General features: G+C 38.0%; 24 protein-coding genes and 1 riboswitch. Of the genes, 19 read left to right on the plus strand and 5 right to left on the minus strand.

Annotation, left to right across the window (positions count from 1 at the left end):
- From ACLIJJ_RS00005 to ACLIJJ_RS00025, 5 genes are all read left to right on the plus strand, one after another.
- Positions 1-314 (plus strand): hypothetical protein (locus tag ACLIJJ_RS00005; protein WP_411410391.1); only part of this gene is annotated, 314 nt, incomplete at its 5' end.
- Positions 315-540: 226 nt separating this feature from the next.
- On the plus strand, positions 541-954 hold the full coding sequence (locus ACLIJJ_RS00010; RefSeq protein ID WP_233313862.1) for a GNAT family N-acetyltransferase: 414 nt from the start codon (positions 541-543) through the stop codon (positions 952-954).
- Between the two features lie 95 nt (positions 955-1049).
- Complete coding sequence (locus ACLIJJ_RS00015; RefSeq protein ID WP_233313861.1) at positions 1050-2612, plus strand: catalase; 1563 nt, start codon at positions 1050-1052, stop codon at positions 2610-2612.
- Positions 2613-2772: 160 nt separating this feature from the next.
- On the plus strand, positions 2773-4650 hold the full coding sequence (gene htpG / locus ACLIJJ_RS00020; protein WP_233313860.1) for a molecular chaperone HtpG: 1878 nt from the start codon (positions 2773-2775) through the stop codon (positions 4648-4650).
- A 158-nt stretch (positions 4651-4808) separates the two neighbouring features.
- Positions 4809-5522 (plus strand): MBL fold metallo-hydrolase, encoded by a 714-nt coding sequence (locus ACLIJJ_RS00025; protein WP_411410392.1) that lies wholly within the window; start codon positions 4809-4811, stop codon positions 5520-5522.
- A 43-nt stretch (positions 5523-5565) separates the two neighbouring features.
- On the opposite strand, the gene ACLIJJ_RS00030 is transcribed toward ACLIJJ_RS00025, so the two are convergent.
- The gene (locus ACLIJJ_RS00030; RefSeq protein ID WP_341076830.1) at positions 5566-7062 is read right to left on the minus strand and encodes an FAD-dependent oxidoreductase; all 1497 of its coding nucleotides are present in this window, start codon (positions 7060-7062) and stop codon (positions 5566-5568) included.
- A 215-nt stretch (positions 7063-7277) separates the two neighbouring features.
- On the opposite strand from ACLIJJ_RS00030, the gene ACLIJJ_RS00035 reads away from it, so the two are divergent.
- The 9 genes from ACLIJJ_RS00035 (at position 7278) to ACLIJJ_RS00075 (ending at position 12883) form a co-directional block, all read left to right on the plus strand.
- Positions 7278-8351 (plus strand): EAL domain-containing protein, encoded by a 1074-nt coding sequence (locus tag ACLIJJ_RS00035; protein WP_237941424.1) that lies wholly within the window; start codon positions 7278-7280, stop codon positions 8349-8351.
- 34 nt (positions 8352-8385) lie between these two features.
- Positions 8386-8503, plus strand: a riboswitch (SAM riboswitch).
- A gap of 124 nt (positions 8504-8627) precedes the next feature.
- Positions 8628-8789, plus strand: coding sequence for a Fur-regulated basic protein FbpA (locus ACLIJJ_RS00040; protein ID WP_411410393.1), 162 nt, complete (start codon positions 8628-8630; stop codon positions 8787-8789).
- Positions 8790-8880: 91 nt separating this feature from the next.
- Positions 8881-9255, plus strand: a complete 375-nt coding sequence (locus tag ACLIJJ_RS00045) for a ribosomal maturation YjgA family protein (protein WP_411410394.1) — start codon at positions 8881-8883, stop codon at positions 9253-9255.
- A 238-nt stretch (positions 9256-9493) separates the two neighbouring features.
- Positions 9494-10162, plus strand: coding sequence for a 7-cyano-7-deazaguanine synthase QueC (queC, locus tag ACLIJJ_RS00050; RefSeq protein WP_233313854.1), 669 nt, complete (start codon positions 9494-9496; stop codon positions 10160-10162).
- On the plus strand, positions 10162-10644 hold the full coding sequence (queD, locus tag ACLIJJ_RS00055) for a 6-carboxytetrahydropterin synthase QueD (RefSeq protein ID WP_233313853.1): 483 nt from the start codon (positions 10162-10164) through the stop codon (positions 10642-10644). The genes queC and queD overlap by 1 nt, the downstream gene beginning before the upstream one ends.
- A complete protein-coding gene (gene queE / locus ACLIJJ_RS00060) occupies positions 10641-11363 on the plus strand; it encodes a 7-carboxy-7-deazaguanine synthase QueE (RefSeq protein WP_233313852.1) in 723 nt (240 codons plus the stop codon). Before queD ends, queE begins: the two co-directional genes overlap by 4 nt.
- A 194-nt stretch (positions 11364-11557) precedes the next feature.
- Positions 11558-11938 carry a hypothetical protein gene (locus ACLIJJ_RS00065; RefSeq protein WP_233313851.1) on the plus strand — a complete coding sequence of 127 codons (381 nt, stop codon included), beginning with the start codon at positions 11558-11560 and terminating at the stop codon, positions 11936-11938.
- A complete protein-coding gene (locus ACLIJJ_RS00070) occupies positions 11928-12455 on the plus strand; it encodes an endolytic transglycosylase MltG (protein ID WP_233313850.1) in 528 nt (175 codons plus the stop codon). The genes ACLIJJ_RS00065 and ACLIJJ_RS00070 overlap by 11 nt, the downstream gene beginning before the upstream one ends.
- A gap of 110 nt (positions 12456-12565) precedes the next feature.
- The gene (locus ACLIJJ_RS00075) at positions 12566-12883 is read left to right on the plus strand and encodes a phospholipase A2 family protein (RefSeq protein ID WP_233313849.1); all 318 of its coding nucleotides are present in this window, start codon (positions 12566-12568) and stop codon (positions 12881-12883) included.
- Between the two features lie 10 nt (positions 12884-12893).
- On the opposite strand, the gene ACLIJJ_RS00080 is transcribed toward ACLIJJ_RS00075, so the two are convergent.
- The 3 genes from ACLIJJ_RS00080 to ACLIJJ_RS00090 all read right to left on the minus strand — a co-directional run bounded on the left by ACLIJJ_RS00080 (position 12894) and on the right by ACLIJJ_RS00090 (position 15345).
- Entirely contained in the window at positions 12894-13250 is a 357-nt protein-coding gene (locus ACLIJJ_RS00080; RefSeq protein WP_411410395.1) for a hypothetical protein, read from the minus strand.
- A 116-nt stretch (positions 13251-13366) separates the two neighbouring features.
- A complete protein-coding gene (locus ACLIJJ_RS00085) occupies positions 13367-13651 on the minus strand; it encodes a hypothetical protein (RefSeq protein WP_233313847.1) in 285 nt (94 codons plus the stop codon).
- 434 nt (positions 13652-14085) lie between these two features.
- Positions 14086-15345, minus strand: a complete 1260-nt coding sequence (locus ACLIJJ_RS00090; RefSeq protein WP_411410396.1) for a glycoside hydrolase domain-containing protein — start codon at positions 15343-15345, stop codon at positions 14086-14088.
- Positions 15346-15496: 151 nt separating this feature from the next.
- Here ACLIJJ_RS00090 and ACLIJJ_RS00095 point away from each other — a divergent pair, with 151 nt between their 5' ends.
- The 5 genes from ACLIJJ_RS00095 to ACLIJJ_RS00115 all read left to right on the plus strand — a co-directional run bounded on the left by ACLIJJ_RS00095 (position 15497) and on the right by ACLIJJ_RS00115 (position 18546).
- Positions 15497-15979: a hypothetical protein gene (locus ACLIJJ_RS00095; protein WP_411410397.1), complete on the plus strand. Its 483-nt coding sequence runs from the start codon at positions 15497-15499 to the stop codon at positions 15977-15979.
- Positions 15976-16485 carry a hypothetical protein gene (locus ACLIJJ_RS00100; RefSeq protein ID WP_411410398.1) on the plus strand — a complete coding sequence of 170 codons (510 nt, stop codon included), beginning with the start codon at positions 15976-15978 and terminating at the stop codon, positions 16483-16485. The genes ACLIJJ_RS00095 and ACLIJJ_RS00100 overlap by 4 nt, the downstream gene beginning before the upstream one ends.
- A gap of 286 nt (positions 16486-16771) precedes the next feature.
- Complete coding sequence (locus ACLIJJ_RS00105) at positions 16772-17473, plus strand: N-acetylmuramoyl-L-alanine amidase (RefSeq protein ID WP_233313843.1); 702 nt, start codon at positions 16772-16774, stop codon at positions 17471-17473.
- Between the two features lie 116 nt (positions 17474-17589).
- The gene (locus tag ACLIJJ_RS00110) at positions 17590-18060 is read left to right on the plus strand and encodes a CBO0543 family protein (protein ID WP_282581433.1); all 471 of its coding nucleotides are present in this window, start codon (positions 17590-17592) and stop codon (positions 18058-18060) included.
- Positions 18061-18066: 6 nt separating this feature from the next.
- Positions 18067-18546 (plus strand): CBO0543 family protein, encoded by a 480-nt coding sequence (locus tag ACLIJJ_RS00115; protein ID WP_411410399.1) that lies wholly within the window; start codon positions 18067-18069, stop codon positions 18544-18546.
- 57 nt (positions 18547-18603) lie between these two features.
- On the opposite strand, the gene ACLIJJ_RS00120 is transcribed toward ACLIJJ_RS00115, so the two are convergent.
- A complete protein-coding gene (locus ACLIJJ_RS00120) occupies positions 18604-19293 on the minus strand; it encodes a DUF1796 family putative cysteine peptidase (protein WP_237941431.1) in 690 nt (229 codons plus the stop codon).
- Positions 19294-19348: the final 55 nt, after the last annotated feature.

Here is a 19348-nt window from a genome sequence, read left to right on the forward strand (position 1 = left end):
CTACCGCAGCCTTTTTCTTCATATTGTATTTCGGTAATAAAGGCACACCTGTCCTTATCATCGACAGTTTGCTTGGGAAGCTGGGAATAGCTGCAGTTGCTTTCGTTTTTCTGGCATCGTTTGCATGGTGGTCTAAATCATGGGCACCATTCATCCCATTAGTCGTCTATGTTCCAACATTTGCTGTCGAGTTTTTTCCCCTTTCAGTGGAGGAAAAAGCATTATATTCATCCATTATATTTGTTTTGCTTGCTGTAACGTATTTTCTGATTGTCTTTCTAAAAAGCAGAAAAGAAAAAGCAAAGACAGCATAAATTTAAACTGTAAAATGAGATGGCTAGGTAAGACGATCTAGCAGTGAAGCGACTTGACACTGCTTCCGCCAATAAAGCGGATAGTAATAATATTCCTTTTTTATCCCGAGAAAAAATTAAACTGTAAACACCTTTAAAAAGGTGTTTTTTTTAAAAACAACAATTGAATATTTATTAATAATATTGTATAAATATTATATAAAGAAACGTACTAAGGAGAATAACGATGGAATTCCATATATCCAATGAACTTCCGACATTTGAACAGTTTGCACAGCTCCATGAAGACAGCGGACTGCTTCAAAATAAAAAAGGAAATTATACACGAGAACAATTATTTGAAGCAGCGAAAGGCAGCTGGTTTTATACAGCGATTTATCATAATAATACATTAACAGCTTTCGGCAGAATGATTTCAGACGGAGTATATCAGGCACTTATATGTGATGTGATGGTAAGTCCTGATATGCAAGGACAAGGTTTGGGCAAAAAAGTCATAGAAGAGCTTTTACAAAAATGTAAGGACAGCGGGATTCAAACTGTTCAGCTTTTTTCGGCAAAAGGCAAGCATTCTTTTTATAAAAAATTAGGCTTTCAAGAACGAGATACAGATGCGCCTGGAATGACGATGTTAATTTAAAATCATATGAAAATATTGTAAAGTTTAACTAAATTATGCATATCAATCCTTAAATTGGTAACGATAGGGTTATACATATTAAGGAGTTGAAATGGATGGAAGAGAAGATGAATGAACCGACTGGCGAAGACTTGTTAACAAATCGCCAAGGTCATCCTGTAACAGACAACCAAAATGTAAGAACCGTTGGCAACCGAGGGCCAACCACATTGGAGAACTATGATTTTTTAGAAAAGATTACGCATTTTGACCGCGAAAAAATCCCTGAAAGGGTTGTTCATGCAAGAGGTGCTGGTGCACATGGTTATTTTGAGTCATACGGCACTGTTGGTGATGAACCTATTTCTAAATACACACGTGCAAAGATTTTCCAAGAAAAAGGCAAGCAGACACCGCTGTTTATCCGTTTTTCCACTGTAGTTCATGGAGTCCATTCTCCAGAGACATTGAGAGATCCACGTGGGTTTGCCATTAAGTTTTATACAGAAGATGGCAACTGGGATTTAGTCGGGAATAATTTAAAGATTTTCTTTATCCGCGATCCGCTTAAATTCCCAGATATGGTTCATTCCTTCCGACCAGATCCTGTTTCAGGATTGTCTGATCCTGAAAGAATGTTTGACTTCCTTGCATTGACACCAGAATCGATGCATATGATTACCTTTGTATTTTCACCATGGGGTATTCCTGCCAATTACCGGCAAATGCAAGGCTCTGGAGTGCATGCTTATAAATGGGTGAATGCAGAAGGCAAAGCTGTGCTTGTAAAATATCATTGGGAGCCTAAACAAGGTATCAGAAACTTAACGCAAAAAGAAGCAGATGAAGTTCAAGCGAAAAATTACAGCCATGCAACACAGGATTTATATGAAGCAATTGAAAAAGGCGATTATCCTGAATGGGAGCTTTATGTGCAAATCATGGAGGATGGAGAGCACCCAGAATTGGATTTTGATCCGCTTGATCCTACAAAGCTTTGGTATAAAGAGGACTACCCTTGGCTTCCAGTCGGCAAAATGGTCTTGAACAAAAATCCAGAGAACTACTTCACAGAAGTGGAACAATCGGCTTTTGGAACAGGCGTAATCGTCGACGGAATGGACTTTTCCGATGATAAGCTCCTGCAAGGCAGAACTTTCTCTTACTCCGATACACAGCGACACAGAGTGGGAACAAATTATCTGCAATTACCTATCAACAGACCGAAAAAACATGTTGCTACTAATCAAGAAGGCGGACAAATGGACTTCCGAACAGAATTCGGCAAACACCAAAATCCGCATATTAATTATGAGCCTTCTGTAATCGGCGGCTTAAAAGAAGCAGAAAATCCAGGCAAAGAGCATGAACCATATGTGGAAGGCAATGTAAAAAGGGAAAAAATCTCTCGTGAAAATAACTTTGGACAAGCTGGCGAAACTTACCGAAGATTTACAGATTTTGAAAGAGATGAGCTTATAAGCAACTTATCCTCCGCACTTGCAGCTTGCCGTACAGAAATTCAAGAGAAAATGATCGACATGTGTACAAAGTGTGATGAAGATTACGGAAAACGGATTGCAGAAGCAATCCAAAAAATAACAGAAACAAGAGTTGATCAAATGGAAGATGCTGTGCAAACAGCAGAAGATGTGTCACATCCTTCTGATCCTTATTAATATCATTGCCTGCTGTGTTTATGACAGCAGGCTTTTTCAATGTGTTGTTTTGTTGACATAATTCCAAATATATGGTATTAAATAATCGTTAGCACTCTGAAGCTTAAAGTGCTAAACTGGACTACATATTATTCTTACTTTTGAAAGGAGCTATTATTTAATGGTCGAAACAAAAGAATTTAAAGCCGAATCGAAAAGGCTGCTCGAAATGATGATTAACTCTATCTACTCACAAAGAGAGGTTTTCTTAAGAGAGCTGATTTCCAATGCCAGTGATGCAATTGATAAAATCTATTACAGAGCATTGTCAGATGAAGCCATTACCTTCCATAAAGAAGATTATTATATAAAGATAAAAGCAGATAAGCAAAATCGGACATTGACGATTACGGATACAGGCATCGGGATGACGAAGGAAGAATTGGAGAATAACTTAGGAACAATTGCTAAAAGCGGTTCTCTGGCCTTTAAAAATGCAAATGAGCTGAAAGACGGCCATGATATTATCGGCCAATTTGGAGTAGGTTTTTATGCGGCGTTTATGGTAGCAGATGTTGTCACAGTTACATCAAAATCCCTTGACAGTGACACTGCCTACAAGTGGCAATCAAAGGGTGCGGATGGCTACACAATCGAGGAAACGGCAAAAGAACAGGTTGGAACGGAAATTGTCTTATCATTGAAGGAAAACAGTGAAGATGACCAATACGACGAATTTTTAGAAGATTACCGTTTAAAGCAAATCATCAAAAAATATTCAGACTTTATCCGCTATCCAATAAAAATGGATGTGACTACATCTGCTCCAAAAGAAGGAACAGAGGATGAGTTCGATGAGTTTGTCGAAGAGCAAACTATCAACAGCATGGTGCCAATTTGGAGAAAAAACAAAAGTGAGCTTACAGACGAGGATTACCAGCGTTTCTATGAGGACAAACGTTATGGTTTTGACAAGCCTTTGTCACATCTGCATGTAAGTGTAGATGGATCGATTCGCTATAATGCTATTTTGTATATTCCAGAAAAGACTCCGTTTGACTATTACTCTAAAGAGTACGAAAAAGGACTTGAACTATATTCCAATGGCGTCTTAATCATGGAGAAGTGTGCCGATCTGCTCCCTGATTATTTCAGCTTTGTGAAAGGACTCGTAGATTCTGAGGATTTATCCTTGAATATATCACGAGAAATGCTGCAGCATGACAGACAGCTGAAAAAAATCGAAAAAAATATTACTAAAAAAATTAAAAGTCAATTAAAAGCGCTGCTAAAGGATGAGAGAGAACAATACGAAGCATTTTTCGAATCATTCGGAAGACAGCTTAAATATGGCGTGTACAGTGACTTTGGTGCCAACAAAGAAATGCTGCAGGATTTACTGCTGTTCTATTCTTCCACAGAGAAGAAGCTCGTATCCTTAGATGAATATCTATCGAGAATGCCAGAGGAGCAAAAATACATTTACTATGCAACGGGAGATTCTATCGACAGAATAAGCAAGCTTCCACAAACAGAAGCAGTAGCGGAAAAAGGCTATGAAATACTTTACTTCACAGATGATATTGATGAATTTTCCATCAAGATGCTGCGTGTTTTTAATGACAAAGAATTTAAATCCGTTTCTGCAAGTGATCTTGGGATTGATGAGGATAATAAAGACACAGCAGATGCTGAGGAAGAAAACAAACCATTGTTAGACTTTATGAAGGAAGCTCTTAGCGGCAAGGTCAAGGATGTTAAAATATCTACACGCCTTAAGTCTCATCCAGTCTGTTTATCAACAAGCGGCGAATTGACGATTGAAATGGAAAAGGTTCTTAACTTGATGCCCGACAGCCAAGGCGTCCAGGCAGAAAAGGTGCTTGAAATTAACAAGAACCACACTGTCTTTCAATCATTAAAAACAGCGTTAGAAGCAGATAAAGAGAAGCTTAGCCTTTATACGAATCTGCTGTATAATCAAGCATTGCTGATTGAAGGACTTCCAATTGAAGACCCAGTTGACTTCACTAATAATATTTGCAAAATCATGGATTAATATAAAGTTAAAAGCAGCCTGTCTTGCAGGCTGTTTTTAATGCATTAAATATTGACAAAATATTATTTTTGTGATATGATTAAATATTTTATATTTGACTGAATTCCCTGAATATACCATAATGAAATAGTAAAATAACGGTAAAGGGGAGAAAACAAGTGACTGTAAATTGGAATTTAAGAGCATTAGAGATTAATCTTGGCGGCTTTACTATTTTTCCTACACTGATTTGGAATGAAAAGACGGCGATATTAGTCGATACTGGGATGCCAGGCTTGCTTCCTGTATTTAAAAATGAAATGTCAAAACTAGATGTTCCTTTTGAAAGGCTGTCAGCAATTATCCTAACACATCAAGACCTAGACCATATCGGCAGTCTGCCTGAATTGACAACAGTAAACCCTAATTTGTCTGTATTTGCTCATGAAGTGGAAAAACCTTATATAGAAGGAGAACTCCCCCTTATTAAGATGAACGGTGAAAATATGACAGCAGAAAAATGGGCGGCTATTCCAGATGCTTTGAAGCCGTTTTATGAAAACCCGCCATCAGCGAAAGTGACAAATACTCTTGAAGACGGTGCTGAGGTAGAGGGATTTCCTGGCATTGAAGTCATTGCTACACCTGGTCATACACCTGGCCATGTGAGCCTTTATGTGAAACAAACAAAAACATTGATTGCTGGTGATGCACTGACTTGTTCGGACGGCAACTTACTAGGACCAGCACCTCAGCATACATTGAATATGGATGAAGCACTAGCATCTGTTGCAAAACTTTTAAACTATGATATTGAAACAGTCATCTGCTATCATGGCGGTATCGTATCAGGAAAAATATTGCAACAATTAACAGAAATTATAGGTAAGTAAAAAAACAGGACAGGAAAACATGTTTTCCTGTCCTGTTTTTATGTTATTGATATTTTTGCAGCGGTTTATCGGCAGGGCCTTCCAGCACTTCGCCATCATAAGAGAATCTCGAGCCGTGACACGGGCAATCCCATGATTTTTCCCCATTATTCCAAGCGACCTCACAGCCAAGATGGGTGCAGGTTGTATCAACCATATGAACATTGCCATCAGTGTCTTTATAACAGCCGATTTTTTTTCCGTTTATGCGGAGAATGGATGCTTCATCTGGAGACAATTCCTCCTCATCGCTGGCAGGTTTCAGCTTTCCGCCAATAAGATGCTTTGCAACATCTAAATTTATGCTGATGAATTTTCGCAAAGATGGGTCAGAATAAAAACGGGAAGGAGCATACAACTCCTCGTATGGATTTTGTTTACCTTCAACCATATCAACAAGCAACAAAGCTGCTGCTATCCCGTTTGTAATGCCCCATTTCCGATAGCCTGTGGCTACATAAATCGAGTCATGCCCCTTTTTAATAAGTCCTACATATGGGATCTTATCAAGTGTAATCAAGTCTTGTGCCGACCATTCATAATATACCTTTTCACTGTTAAGAACCTCTCGTCCAAACGCTTTAAGTGCTTCATAATGCTTAGTAGTATCTTCATCCTGTCCCGTTTTATGGCTGTCTCCGCTAATTAAAATTAATCTTTTGCCGTCATGTGACACCGGACGGAGCGATCTTGAAGGAGTATCAGCACTGTAGTACATACCGCCAGGATATTTATCTGCTTCCTCCACAGCAACGACATAAGATCTTTTTGGATACATACGGGCAAAATAAAAGCCATTTGCATCATAAAAGGGAAAGTGAGAGGCGCTGATTACCTTATCTGCATGTACCTTGTAGCCGTCCCTAGTAACTACTGCTTTTTTCTCCTGTTGTTCCTCCACATCTGTTGCTGTTGTCTGTTCAAATATTGTTACATTATCCATTTTATCTAGTAATTCTTTGAAAAACAGAAGTGGGTGGAATTGATACTGATTTTTCATTACTAATGCGGCCTTCACTTCAATTGGAAAAGGTATGGACTCACGCAGTTCACAATCTATGCCAATTTCTTTGTAGGCAGCATGCTCTTTCATTACCTTATTTTCATATTCATCAGATACTGCATAAAGGATAGCATCATGTTTCTCTAGTCCACAGTCGATATTTAATTGTTCAGCTGCTGTTTTTATAAATTCCATGGCGTTATGATTTGCTTCATAATAGAGCTTCGCTTTTTTTAATCCCATGTTTTGCTTCAATTCATCATAAATAAGTCCATGCTGCGCCGTAATTTTTGCTGTCGTGTATCCTGTTGTTCCACTCATCAAGCTATCAGCTTCCAGCAGTGTGACACGACGTCCTTTTTTTCCAAGTAAATAGGCGGCAGTTAAACCAGTAATACCTCCGCCGACAATACAAATCTCTGTTTCATGATCGTTAGTGAGCTTAGGAAAGGAAGGAAGTTTAACTGTATCCCTCCATAATGATTCATGCTTGTCCATAACCATCCATCTCCTTACTATGTCTTTTCCTTCTATGTTTCCCAAAATAGGAAATAAAAAACATTAATATCCTACCAGGAAATAAGTCGTATTCCTTGAAAGCTATACTGCTCCAAGTTATAGTAAAATAGCACTATTTTAGATTCATTATTTAAAGTTGATTAAATTAGAACGATAAACGACTAGACAAAGAGATGAACAGGAGGAAATGAATCGTGGTTTGTGATGTTTGTAAACCGAGTACTAAAGGCTATAGTGTCTTCTTTCCAGATGCTCACTCAATGAACGTGCTCCTTAAATATTTAAAGGGCAGCTCGCCTGATGCATTCAAAATCGTGAATACTTGCACAGTCTGGCTACTAGAACCAGTCTTTTTTTCTTTTGTCGATTACGCAGCTGTACACCTCGGCGAATACGGAATAACAGCTGCGGAAGCTGATATATGGAATCCGGATAAAAATAAGAGCAGAAAAAAACCAATTCATCTATTCACAGAAGAAAGGGAGGCTGCTTGGATAGATCAGGTTATAGAAGAAAACAGGATTATCACACATTATCAGCCAATTGTCCGGATAGAAGACAGCAAACCGATAATTTATGGACATGAGCTGTTATCAAGAGGACTTGATGAATACGGGGCAATAATTCCTCCTAATAAACTGTTTGAGGCAGCGAGCTTGCGCAACCGCGTATTTTCATTAGATCGAGCTTGCCGTCTCCAATCTGTCCGCAATGCAGGCGTTGTAAAAGATAAGCTTGTTTTTATTAACTTTATCCCGACAGCTATTTATGTACCGGAGCACTGTCTTGCAAGTACATTTGCTTTAATTAAGGAACTTGGTGTGAAGCCATCACAAGTAGTATTTGAAGTAGTTGAAACAGATGACGTGCAAAATCTCGATCATTTAAAGTCTATTCTTGCTTATTATCGAAAACATGGTTTTAAGTATGCACTTGACGATGTGGGAACAGGCTATAACCAGATAGACAAATTGGAAAAAATGGAACCTGACGTTGTGAAGCTTGCGATTGAATATGTAAATGGTGTGAGCAAAGATTCACAGAAGCAACAGTTAGCACAAGAGGTGCTAATTCGCAGCAAAAGAATCGGTGCGCTCGCGCTCGCTGAAGGTGTTGAGCATATGGAAGACTTTCACTTTCTACAGGAAATGGGTTATGATCTGTTTCAAGGTTATTTATTTTCAAAACCTGCACAAAAACCGATGAGTGACACAGAGCTGATAGAAACGTTAAAGGAGCATGAGAATATATTGACATTAACTTCATAATATGATTAAATAAAATCCAAATATTATATTTCAAAACTTATCCAGAGAGGTGGAGGGAACTGGCCCTATGAAACCTCGGCAGCGGGTTCATCTTACGAGATGAATACTGTGCCAATTCCAAGGACGCGATTATTCGGTCTTACAGATAAGAGGAAGAAATGCATGGTTGCACGAACTAAGTGTATGAATGATACAGTCCTCTTCTGTCAAGAAGAGGACTTTTTTATTTCCTTCCTATAAAAGACGAAAATCGAATAGTAACAGGAGGCAGAAATAATGGGGTTTGACAACGCTCAATATAGTGACGAAAAAGACTTGCTGATTGAAAAGCTGATTGGACTCGGTATATATAAGAAGGAATCACTGCACCTTTTTGAATTATCGGTCTCAGAGCTAGAAGAAGTGTATGAGAAAGCAGCTTGTGACAATCAGTGTTAAATATGCCAGGCATATCTGTTTCAACTTGTGCCTATAAAATAGTAGAATGGAACAGGATTAATAAAAAGGCTGGTGCCCAAAAATGAACAGGATGGCAAAATATATAACAGCAATCCTAATATGCATATTGATCGGATTATCTTCCAGATATACAGCCTTTTATCCGCAAGTGATCCAATCCCATCTTGGGGATGTGATCTGGGCTAGTATGATTTATTTTGGTTTAAGGCTCTTTGTTAAGAAAAATCATTATCTATTTTCCATCCTGCTCGCACTGTTATTTTGCTGGCTGATTGAATTTAGTCAATTATATCAAGGAGATTGGCTGGTTGAATTCCGTAATACATTGCTTGGTGGACTTATCCTTGGCAAGGGTTTTCTGTGGATTGATTTACTTCGTTACACAATCGGAGTAGCACTGGCATATTTGGTGGATCGGAATCTTTTGCAAAAGCAAGCTGCCTAGTTGATTCTTTTAAAAATTTGGCAGTTATTTTCTGATTTGTGTTTTCATTATTTTACGATATAATAGTGATTGAGTTTTTTAACAGTCAAAGGCATTATGCCGCTTAATATTAGATCGGAGAGGTTGTAGCCCCCCTCTTAAAAAAAACTAAGAAGAAGCAGCACTTCTATCTTGGAGTGCTGTTTTTTTTTGGTAATTGGGCATTAGTTGTAATGGTAGAAAGGGAGTATTTTTAATTATGTTAAGAGATGAAAAAGCAGTTGTTGTATTCAGCGGAGGCCAGGACAGCACTACATGCCTGTTTTGGGCTTTAGAAACATTCAAAGAGGTAGAAGCTGTTACCTTTAATTATAATCAAAGACACAAAGCAGAAATTCAATGTGCAATTGATATTGCTGCAGAGGTTGGTGTGAAACATCATATTCTAGATATGGAATTATTAAATCAGCTGGCACCGAACGCATTGACTCGAAGTGATATTGAAGTGAAAGAAGGCGAAAATGGGGAGCTTCCTTCTACATTTGTTCCAGGCAGAAATCTTGTCTTCTTGTCTTTTGCGGCTATTTTAGCAAGCCAAATTGGTGCAAAGCATATCATTACAGGCGTTTGTGAAACAGATTTCAGCGGATATCCTGATTGCCGTGATTCCTTCATTAAATCCCTTAATGTAACACTTAATCTTTCCATGGACACATCCTTTGTCATTCATACACCTTTAATGTGGCTGGATAAGGCGGAAACTTGGAAGCTTGCAGACGATTTAGGCAGACTGGACTATGTGAGAGAAAAGACGTTGACATGCTATGAAGGAGTAATCGGAGACGGCTGTGGAGAATGTCCTTCATGCTTGCTTAGAAAAGCAGGACTAGATAAATATCTTGAAGGAAAGAAAGAGGCACATGTATAATGGACACTAATTTCTTCGGCTTTCGAATTGTGGAGAACCTGCAGAAAATCGGCCAGGACATAAAAAAAGAAGAGTTGAATTATCATCAGAAAAGAGTGCTAATCTCCAAGGAATTTACTTTCGATGCTGCACACCATCTTCACTGTTATGAAGGAAAATGCAAAAATCTACATGGGCACACATATAAAGTTATTCTAGCAGTGAGCGGTTTAACAAATGATATCGGACTTGTCATTGACTTTGGTGATCTGAAAAACATTTGGAAGGAAAAAATAGAAGTATATCTCGACCACCGCTATCTAAATGAAACACTGCCGCATATGAATACAACTGCAGAAAACATGGTTGTGTGGATGTATGAAAAATTAAATGAAGAATTAAAACAATACAATAATGACAGCCAAAAGCTGAGAGTAGAGTATATCAAGCTATATGAGACACCTACGAGTTTTGCAGAAGCAAGAAGGGAATGGATGGGATGAGCAAAATACCGGTGCTAGAGATTTTCGGGCCGACAATCCAAGGAGAAGGGATGGTTGTGGGCAGGAAAACAATGTTTATCCGCACTGCCGGGTGCGATTATCGCTGTTCGTGGTGCGATTCTGCTTTCACATGGGATGGCACAGGAAAAGATGATATTATCCAAATGACAGCAGAGGAAATTTGGGAACGATTATCTGAATTAGGCGGAGATCGCTTCGACCATGTCACTATTTCAGGGGGAAATCCAGCCCTACTGACAAACCTTCGCCATTTCATTGAGCTGGCAAAGCAAAAAAATATCCAGTTGGCTTTAGAAACACAGGGAAGCAAATGGCAAGACTGGTTTGAGCAAATTGATGATCTGACCATTTCGCCTAAGCCGCCAAGCTCTGGAATGAAAACAAATTTTGCCATTTTAGATGACATCATCACGAAATTGTCAGATGCAAACAGCTTGTTCAGTTTGAAGGTGGTTGTTTTTGATGAAGCAGACTATGAATATGCTATTCATGTTCATCAACGCTACCCAAATGTGCCTTTTTATTTGCAAGTAGGCAATGATGACATTACAAATGGCAATAATGAAGAATTGCTGCAAAAGCTGTTAACGAAATATGAATGGCTGATTGACCTCACTATGAACACGAGTGAAATGAATGACGTTCGCGTTCTTCCGCAGCTTCATGCATTGGTTTGGGGAAATAAAAGAGGCGTTTAGACTATAAATATCTAGTTTTACTGATAAATATAAGGTTCAATATAACTATTAATATGGACAAATTTCCTTTTTTGGACACAATATTATCTTACTATCGGAGGAATTTGTAGAATATAATCGAAAAAAAGCGGGAAACGATGTATAATAAATTATTAGAATAGTAGATTCTAACAAGAGGGAGGATCTGATAAGTAATGGAATGGACTTTAGCCATTTTATTTATTGCTGCAGTGGTGCTGTTATTTGCTTCCACAATCAGAAGCCGTAAAACAGCAAAAGCAGAACAAAGGGAAATCGATATGATTCACCTTTCTGTTACGGAAGAGCTGACACAGCTGCAGACACAAGTTCGCAATCTAGAGCTCGATATAGAGATCATTGAAAAAGAATCTGGCGTTCGATTAGCATTAGCTGATCGCGTTAAATTAAGAGAAGTTTTAGACTTGCACCGTCGCAAATATTCCATTGAAACAATTGCCGGCCAAAAAAAGCTGTCAGTTGAACAAGTGGAAAAAATGCTTGCTCCTTATATTATGGAGAAAGAAGAAAGGAGATCTGTTGTAAATGAAGCCTAGTACCATAAGCAGTTTTGCAGCAGGTTTACTTTTAGCGGCAGCCATTAGCAGTGTTGCCTATTATGTGACTAAGGAAGATACACCAAAAGCAGCAGAACCTGCAACAACTGCTGTGACAGAGGATACAAATACAGAAGCGGTTAAAACACCGACTGTTGAAGAGATGGAAGAACTACTCGCTTCTTCCGGCTATGTTGTACAAACAAAAGAAGAAGCTGAAAAGACAGAAACGCAATGGCAGGAAAAAGTCGATGCTGCTAAAAAATCAGCAAGTGAAGATACAGAGAGCAATGGTGATGTTGTCTATCGCACTAGCATTTATGTATCAAACGGGATGACAAGTATTGATGTTGGAAACGCCTTGAAAGATGCTGATATCATTAAAATGAGCGGCTTCGAATTTTCTAAAGAAGTAGAAAAAAAAGGTGTCGAAAAATACTTGAAGCCTGGCTCATATAAAATCGACAGCTCCATGTCTACAAATAAAATTATATCTACTATTTTCCAAAAACAATAAAAGCAAAAAAATCACTTATGCATACAGCATAAGTGATTTTTTTATTGCCATAGGTGGGAAGCCAAACCGTTTTCGTTCCATTCCATAAAATGCTAGGAGGAAGCTTTATTATGGAAGGTGAAAAGATGAAAAGAAATAAAAGGAGCAGGGGATTTTGCCTGCCAGGCGGTTATCGATACTGTGGCCCAGGCTGCAGCGGCCCAGGAGCGCCAATCAACTACGTAGATTCATGCTGTAAAAAACATGATGATTGTGTAGCAAGATACGGCTCAAGCTGCAGATGTGACGAGCTGTTAATTGAATGCGTGCAAAGAAAAACGAATGAAAGAACACACGAAGGAAGCACTGCCAGACTTATCTCTGGCTTCATGAAACTGCGCACTGATTTGAATTGTGCAAAGCCAAGACGGACACAACGCCGAAGATAACGGCGTTGTGTTATTTTTGAATTGGAAAAGAAAACATTTCCTGTAAATGCTGCTTATCCCGGTAAGAGCGATAAGCAACAAGGATTTGGTCATCCATCGAAGCATCCAACTGAAGAATATAGTCACTTTTTTTCTCTAAATAATAATGTATTCCCTCTGCCTCTAAAACATAAAAATGATAAAAATCTCCTAATAAGAATTGAGTGGCTTTTTTTGTATCTTGATGTGTTTCAATATAGTCTGCTAAGCCGATGACAGATATAGTTGCACCTTCTTTGTTTGCAAGTATGCTGTTGCGTACCGTTTCTGCTGTCTGCGTCAATGTATTTTTAGCTTTAGCGAACATAGTTCCTAAAATATTACTCATTGTCTGCCTCCAAAAATAATAGTAGTAAGGATAGTATGCACGCTATAAATTACTGTTATCCTTGCAGCAAGCAGTTTAAAGCGGAAACAAAAAAAGGGCCTTACATAGCCCTTTTTTTAAGAAAAATTAAATGTAAATAAAACGAAAGCAAATGCTGCGACCCAAATAATAGGAATTAAGTTAATAATAATGGCAGTTTTTTTTCGTTTGTTTCTGAATATCCACGAAAGAATCGTACAGACAATAAAGGCAACTGGATACAAGCTGACAATTAAGACAAATAGAATATTATAAAAGCTGAATCCTCCATCAAAGCTCATAAAAGAAAGTCCCCATATCGGCAGCCAAGGTATGAGACATAGTAAATAAATAACTTGTAAAATGACCAAATAAATTTTCATATTTCCCCCTGTGTTTTTATGTCTATTACTCCTCATTATAGGAAGGAGCGCGGTGTTTCACATCATTCAAAAGGCTCGTGTTTCAAACAGCCCTAACATGCCTTAAGACTCTAGTATGATTACGATTTGTTGATAGGCTTGATGGGTGGAACGCACACCTTCTGAGAAGACTTTTTATTTTTTTCATCTAGTGCATCATACGGCTTGAGCTGCTTTTGTTTTGCGTGCTCGTTTTAGATGGATCAAGATATCCTCTTGAGTGCCTTTTTTTAGAAATGGCCAAAAATTTTAGCAGCTAAAGCTAGCTGTTGGAAGTACTCACTATATGCTGTATTCTATCGTAGCTTATAATAATTAGGTAAAATAGTCTATATAATTCCATGAAAAATTGGTATGTTACAGGTAAGTAAGTCCTGTAACATACCAGTATTTGATTATGCGCTCCACAATACTTCTGTTAATTTGCTGTCAAACAGGTTTGTGTCAATATTACAGGTTTCAGCATTTATTCCATACTGCCAGCCGTATGCCAACGATCCTTCAGGTGCGTCGACATCAAAATCAGGTGCTTCTTGTTCTGTGGTGATACCGATGCTTGGCGATGCTGACCAAATAAAGGTATCATCCTTTACTTCTTGTTTATTTTGAGCAGCTTCGTTGAAGGAATCTACTAAATCACTGCCATTGTCAAACACGCCATATATGGCTGGCTCGAAATTAGAAGCAGTTATTTCATCATACCACCCTTCAATAAAGGCAGCATCGACTGGGTAAGTCGGTTCAATATCTGCAAATATTGCTACTCCATCTGGTGTTCCTAATTCATTTGCAAGATCAATCGCTTCCTTCGCTTCATTGACTCCATTATCATATCCTGTTGCATCAGTAAAGCCGTTGTGTATAAGCAAAACGTCTGCATCCTTTTCATGAATTAAGTCGATTTGCTCATTTGTTAAACCAGCAGAAACCCCTTCATTGTGGCCCAAATAGCGGGCTACCACTTTAGGATTACCGAAGTTCTCATTCACACAAGCATAGAATTCATCTGTAGATGCACTGGCAGAGTCTATGCCCCAAATATAGGCAGGTTTTTCCTTTGAAGAACTTGCATTATTATTAGCTGATTCTTCCTCGCTTCCTGCATTTTCGTTATCGTTATTCTCCTTGCTGTCGTTTTCTGCGTTTGTCTCTTTGCCTGATGTTGTAATACCATTTGTAACTTCGACATTAACTTGAAGCTGAATATTGTTTATCAGATTATTTTCAATGGTTGTTGGCCCAGTACTGTTTACCTCATTGTTGATTGTATTATTTAAAGTACCTGTTAAGCTGCCGTTTAAGAGACTCTCCAGTTTATTTGTCAGTTTCACTTCTGCTTCATCGCTGATAGAGTTAGTTATATTGTTTTTAATATTTGCGTCTTTATTTTCCACTTCATTCTGAATCGAACTCTCAATTTCCGCTTTAGCTTGGCCGCTTACATTGTTTTCAATATTATTAGAAACTGAAAGACTAGAGCTGCTTTCTGCTTCGTTTTGTTGCTCTGACTCAGTTGCAGAGCTATTATTAGCCTTTGTTTCAGAGCTATCAGCCACTGCAGCACTATTAGAATTTTCATATATAAATGCACCGATGCCCATTAACAAAATCAATAAAGCTGAAGCTGTAATGATTAAATATCTTTTCCAATTCATCGTATCACACCTTCCTTTATCCCTCTTAACTACAATATGTTGAATTACAACCATTTGTTCGGGCTTGTCCAGGAAGAAAGTTATCGATTATTCACAAAGCCTCTCGTATAGGATAAAGCGAAAGGGGGAAGCTAAAAAAAATATCTAGTAGGTGAAAAAAATGCTGTTTTCTATTTTTTTCTTTTTTGCATGGCTAATCACGGCCATCTTTTATCTGCAAAAAAAGGTGATATCAAAAGGGGAAAATATGATTATTTTTCTAATCATGCTTGTTGTCAGCATCCATTGGAATTGGATTATTTACGAGGAGCTTGTTTTAGTGAAAATTGCGGATACAACACAAGCATATACGGCTTTTTTGTTGTTTCGGACGATAATTACACCAGTAGCGGCAATTATTTATATAAACATCATCCTGACAAAAACGACTAGATTAAAAACCATTTTCGTTACATTAGGAGGAGCGATGTGTTTATTCGCTTTTATTTTGTTGGCACTCGCAGGTAATTTGATTGAAACAAAGCAGTGGAATCTAAGTCTTGATTATATTTATTTTGTCCTTTATTTTTGCGGTGCTTTAGTAATTCATTATTTCTACCAGTCCATTATTCAAAAAGAAGGTAAAACGGTATGAAATTAATCGGAACATTTGATATGAATGAAATTGCTTTGCTGATTTTCGTCGGAGTCACATACGCGATTATGGTTATCTTGCCAAAGGTGCTGTCAACAGAACTGACTATATTAAGTATTGTTTGGGGGTTCACAATCGGGGTGGTGTTCGATTTCACCATCGGTGGCGGCCGGCTTGATTATTATAGAGTGAATGATATTAATCATTATGAGCTGTTTGACTTTGTGTACTATATGCTGTTTGTACCGTTCGGTTATTGCTATAATTACTTCTATGAAGTGCTGCGGATACGGGGTCTATTTAGCATTTTGTATATTGTCGTTTGGGCAGGTATTGGTATTGGAGCACAATTTGTATTTAGCCTGCTGCATATTATCACCTTGCAAAATGGCTATAAACTTGTCCATTCTCTTCCCGTTTTTCTGATTATCCAAACTGTCACCGCATTTATTTATGCTTATATAAAAAAGGAAGAGCAGAAAAGCAAAAGCAAGGAAAATGAATAGGGGGTAGTTTGTTAAACTTTTCGAAGATATCCAATTGGATATCTTTTTTTTATAAAAACAATAATTTAAACAGTAAATATGCCGTTAGCAACTGTTCTTTTCTTGTCTAGAAGCCCTTCATCACTAATTTTCACAAAAATTTCAAATAATCATATATTAATATTAGTCGATCGGTAAAAGAAAAGAGTCGTTATAACTATATTACTTATTTTATTATTTGGAAACATGAATGCCTTTTCTTCTGTGCTGATCCATACTCGCTAATTCTAAAAAGGAGATGGTTAGTATGACAAAAATATTTATTGATCCAGGGCATGGCGGATCTGATCCTGGTGCCGTCGGTAATGGGCTGCAGGAAAAGGACTTAACGTTAAAGATTGCTAAAAAGATACAAGCTTTGTTGAAGGACTACGAAGATGTTGAGGTGAAAATGAGCCGCACAACAGACAAATTTTTGAGTCTTGATCAGCGGACAGATGCTGCTAACAGCTGGAATGCTGACTTTTTTCTGTCTGTGCATATCAATGCGGGCGGCGGAACAGGCTATGAAGATTACCGCTACAACACACTTGCAATCTCAAGCAGAACCGGTAAGGTTCATGCAGCCATTCATAATGCAATCATGGATGAACTTGAATCTTATAATGTAGTCGACAGGGGGACAAAAGCATCCGATCTGCATGTATTGAGAGAATCTGATATGGCTGCAATTTTGACAGAAAGCTTATTCATCGACACTCGCAAGGATGCTAACCTTTTAAAGAATGATGACTTCCTTGATGCAGTTGCATTAGGACATGTTAAAGGGCTTGAGCGAGCCTTTAACTTAAAGAAAAAAGCCGCTTCCACAACGTATAAAATTAAAGCAGGAGACACGTTTTGGGATATAGAAGAACGTTTAAATATCAAGCATGGAACATTAAAAAATCTTAATCCTAATGTTAATGCGACTGAACTGAAGGTTGGTCAAAGTATCCGTATTAAATAAAAAAGGAAAACCCTGCTGTTAAGCAGGGTTTCTTAATAAAAAGCAATCACATAGTATGTTATCAACTGGGTATAATATGGGAATACCTAACCCTTTTGAGGTGATTGTTTTTGGTGATGGAACGCTTGATTTTAGCAGGCATACTTATTATCAGCTTTGTGATTGCATGGCGATTCATCCCAGCTGAGAAAGCAAGGGATGCTTTTATTCTTTTTTTGTCTATTCAATTCTTTTCATGGCCGATTGGATTATTTGTCGTAGAAATGAAGTGGATTGAATATCCGGTGCAATTGTTTCCTAATGATAATAATGATTACAGATCAAGTTTATATTTTGAATTCTTCTTGTTTCCAATAACAGCTATTTTGTTTAATTTGTATTATCCATCATCAAGAAGAGTTATTCCTAAGTTGTTCTATTATTTGTTGATTGCCGGCTTTTTTACCTGCATAGAGTTCATACTCGAAAGATTTACAAAGTTGGTGGATTATCATAAATGGCAATGGTATTGGAGTTATTTTAGTGTCATGCTCATATTATATTTGAGCCATAAGTATTACAAATGGTTTAAAAGAGGATTAAGGTGAGACACCATGCATAAAGAATTTTGGATATTAATGATTATATGGGCTGCTGTACCGATTATTATATTTCTGAACATACGTAATAGCAATAAACGGGTGGCACAAATCACATTCTTGTTTTCCCAGTCCATTGCATGGCTTTATGAATTTGTACAAATAAAAATGCAATTAGTCGCATTTCCGTATCGTGAATTTCCGAACGCGACGAAATTAAGCTTTACCCTTCATTACTTGCTTTTTCCAACGATCGGTATGCTGTTTATCTTGTATTATCCAAAAAAGGGCCGGTATGTAAAAACTCTGTTTTATTTTCTTCTGTTTGGAACGATTGCCCCAACTTACAGTGTTATTGTAGAAAGAACTACTTCTCTTGTCGAGTACCATCATTGGAATTGGGCACTTGGATTTGTATCAAGCATCATCATGCTCTCAATCTTAAAAGTATTTGTATTTTGGTTCGAAAAGGGAATGCTGATGCGAGAAGAATAAGCAGCTATATGAGATAAAAAAGCCATTCAGCACGGAGTGCTGTATGGCTTTTAGTGCTTATGGCCAAAAATTTGTCAATGACAGTCCGTTATAGACCTCGTCCCAAATAGAATCATTATTCGGCTCTTCAATTGGCACCTGAACAGCGCATATTCCCGGATATGGCCAGTACATTTCCTGCATTCCTTTTATTCCGTTTACTGGCAGCATGAGCAGTAAATTGAAATCCCCTTTTACTAATGTTGAGAGGGCAGCATGAAGGGCGAGCGCTTCTTCTTGGGTAGCAAAACCCCATCTCACAAATAAAATTTTCGGGCTGTATTCTAGCTTTTCAAACAGATTAGCAATCCGTTTTTGCAGCTTTTCCTTGTAAGCTGGATACGTTACAGTCCAATCTTGTCCAGGGACGATTGGGAAATCATGCACAGATGTTATATTATATACTGTATCGTAAATGAAATGGGCATTAACTGGTTCTGTTCCGCCTTGTGCTGGCATGACAGCTACTCCATCATCAAGGGAACTGGAGGTTCCTTCTGTAAGTACGAGATTTGGAAAATCCATAAATCCTTGAAAGCGGTTGTTGATTAATCTTGTCACATCAGCAACGGAGTTGGAAACCATCCAATCAAGGGGAAAGGCAAATCTGCGCAAATTATGTCTTCTTAAATTCAAGGAAGGACCACACCAGCTGCCGATTCCGAGCATTAAATCATAAGGGCCTTTTATTTCTTGTAAATTCACCATAATCATTCCTTTGCTCTGGCATTATAGTATATTGAATGATGAGTGACAGGTAATT

This window comes from Niallia laureatilytica (assembly GCF_046613985.1).
GTDB lineage: Bacteria > Bacillota > Bacilli > Bacillales > Cytobacillaceae > Niallia.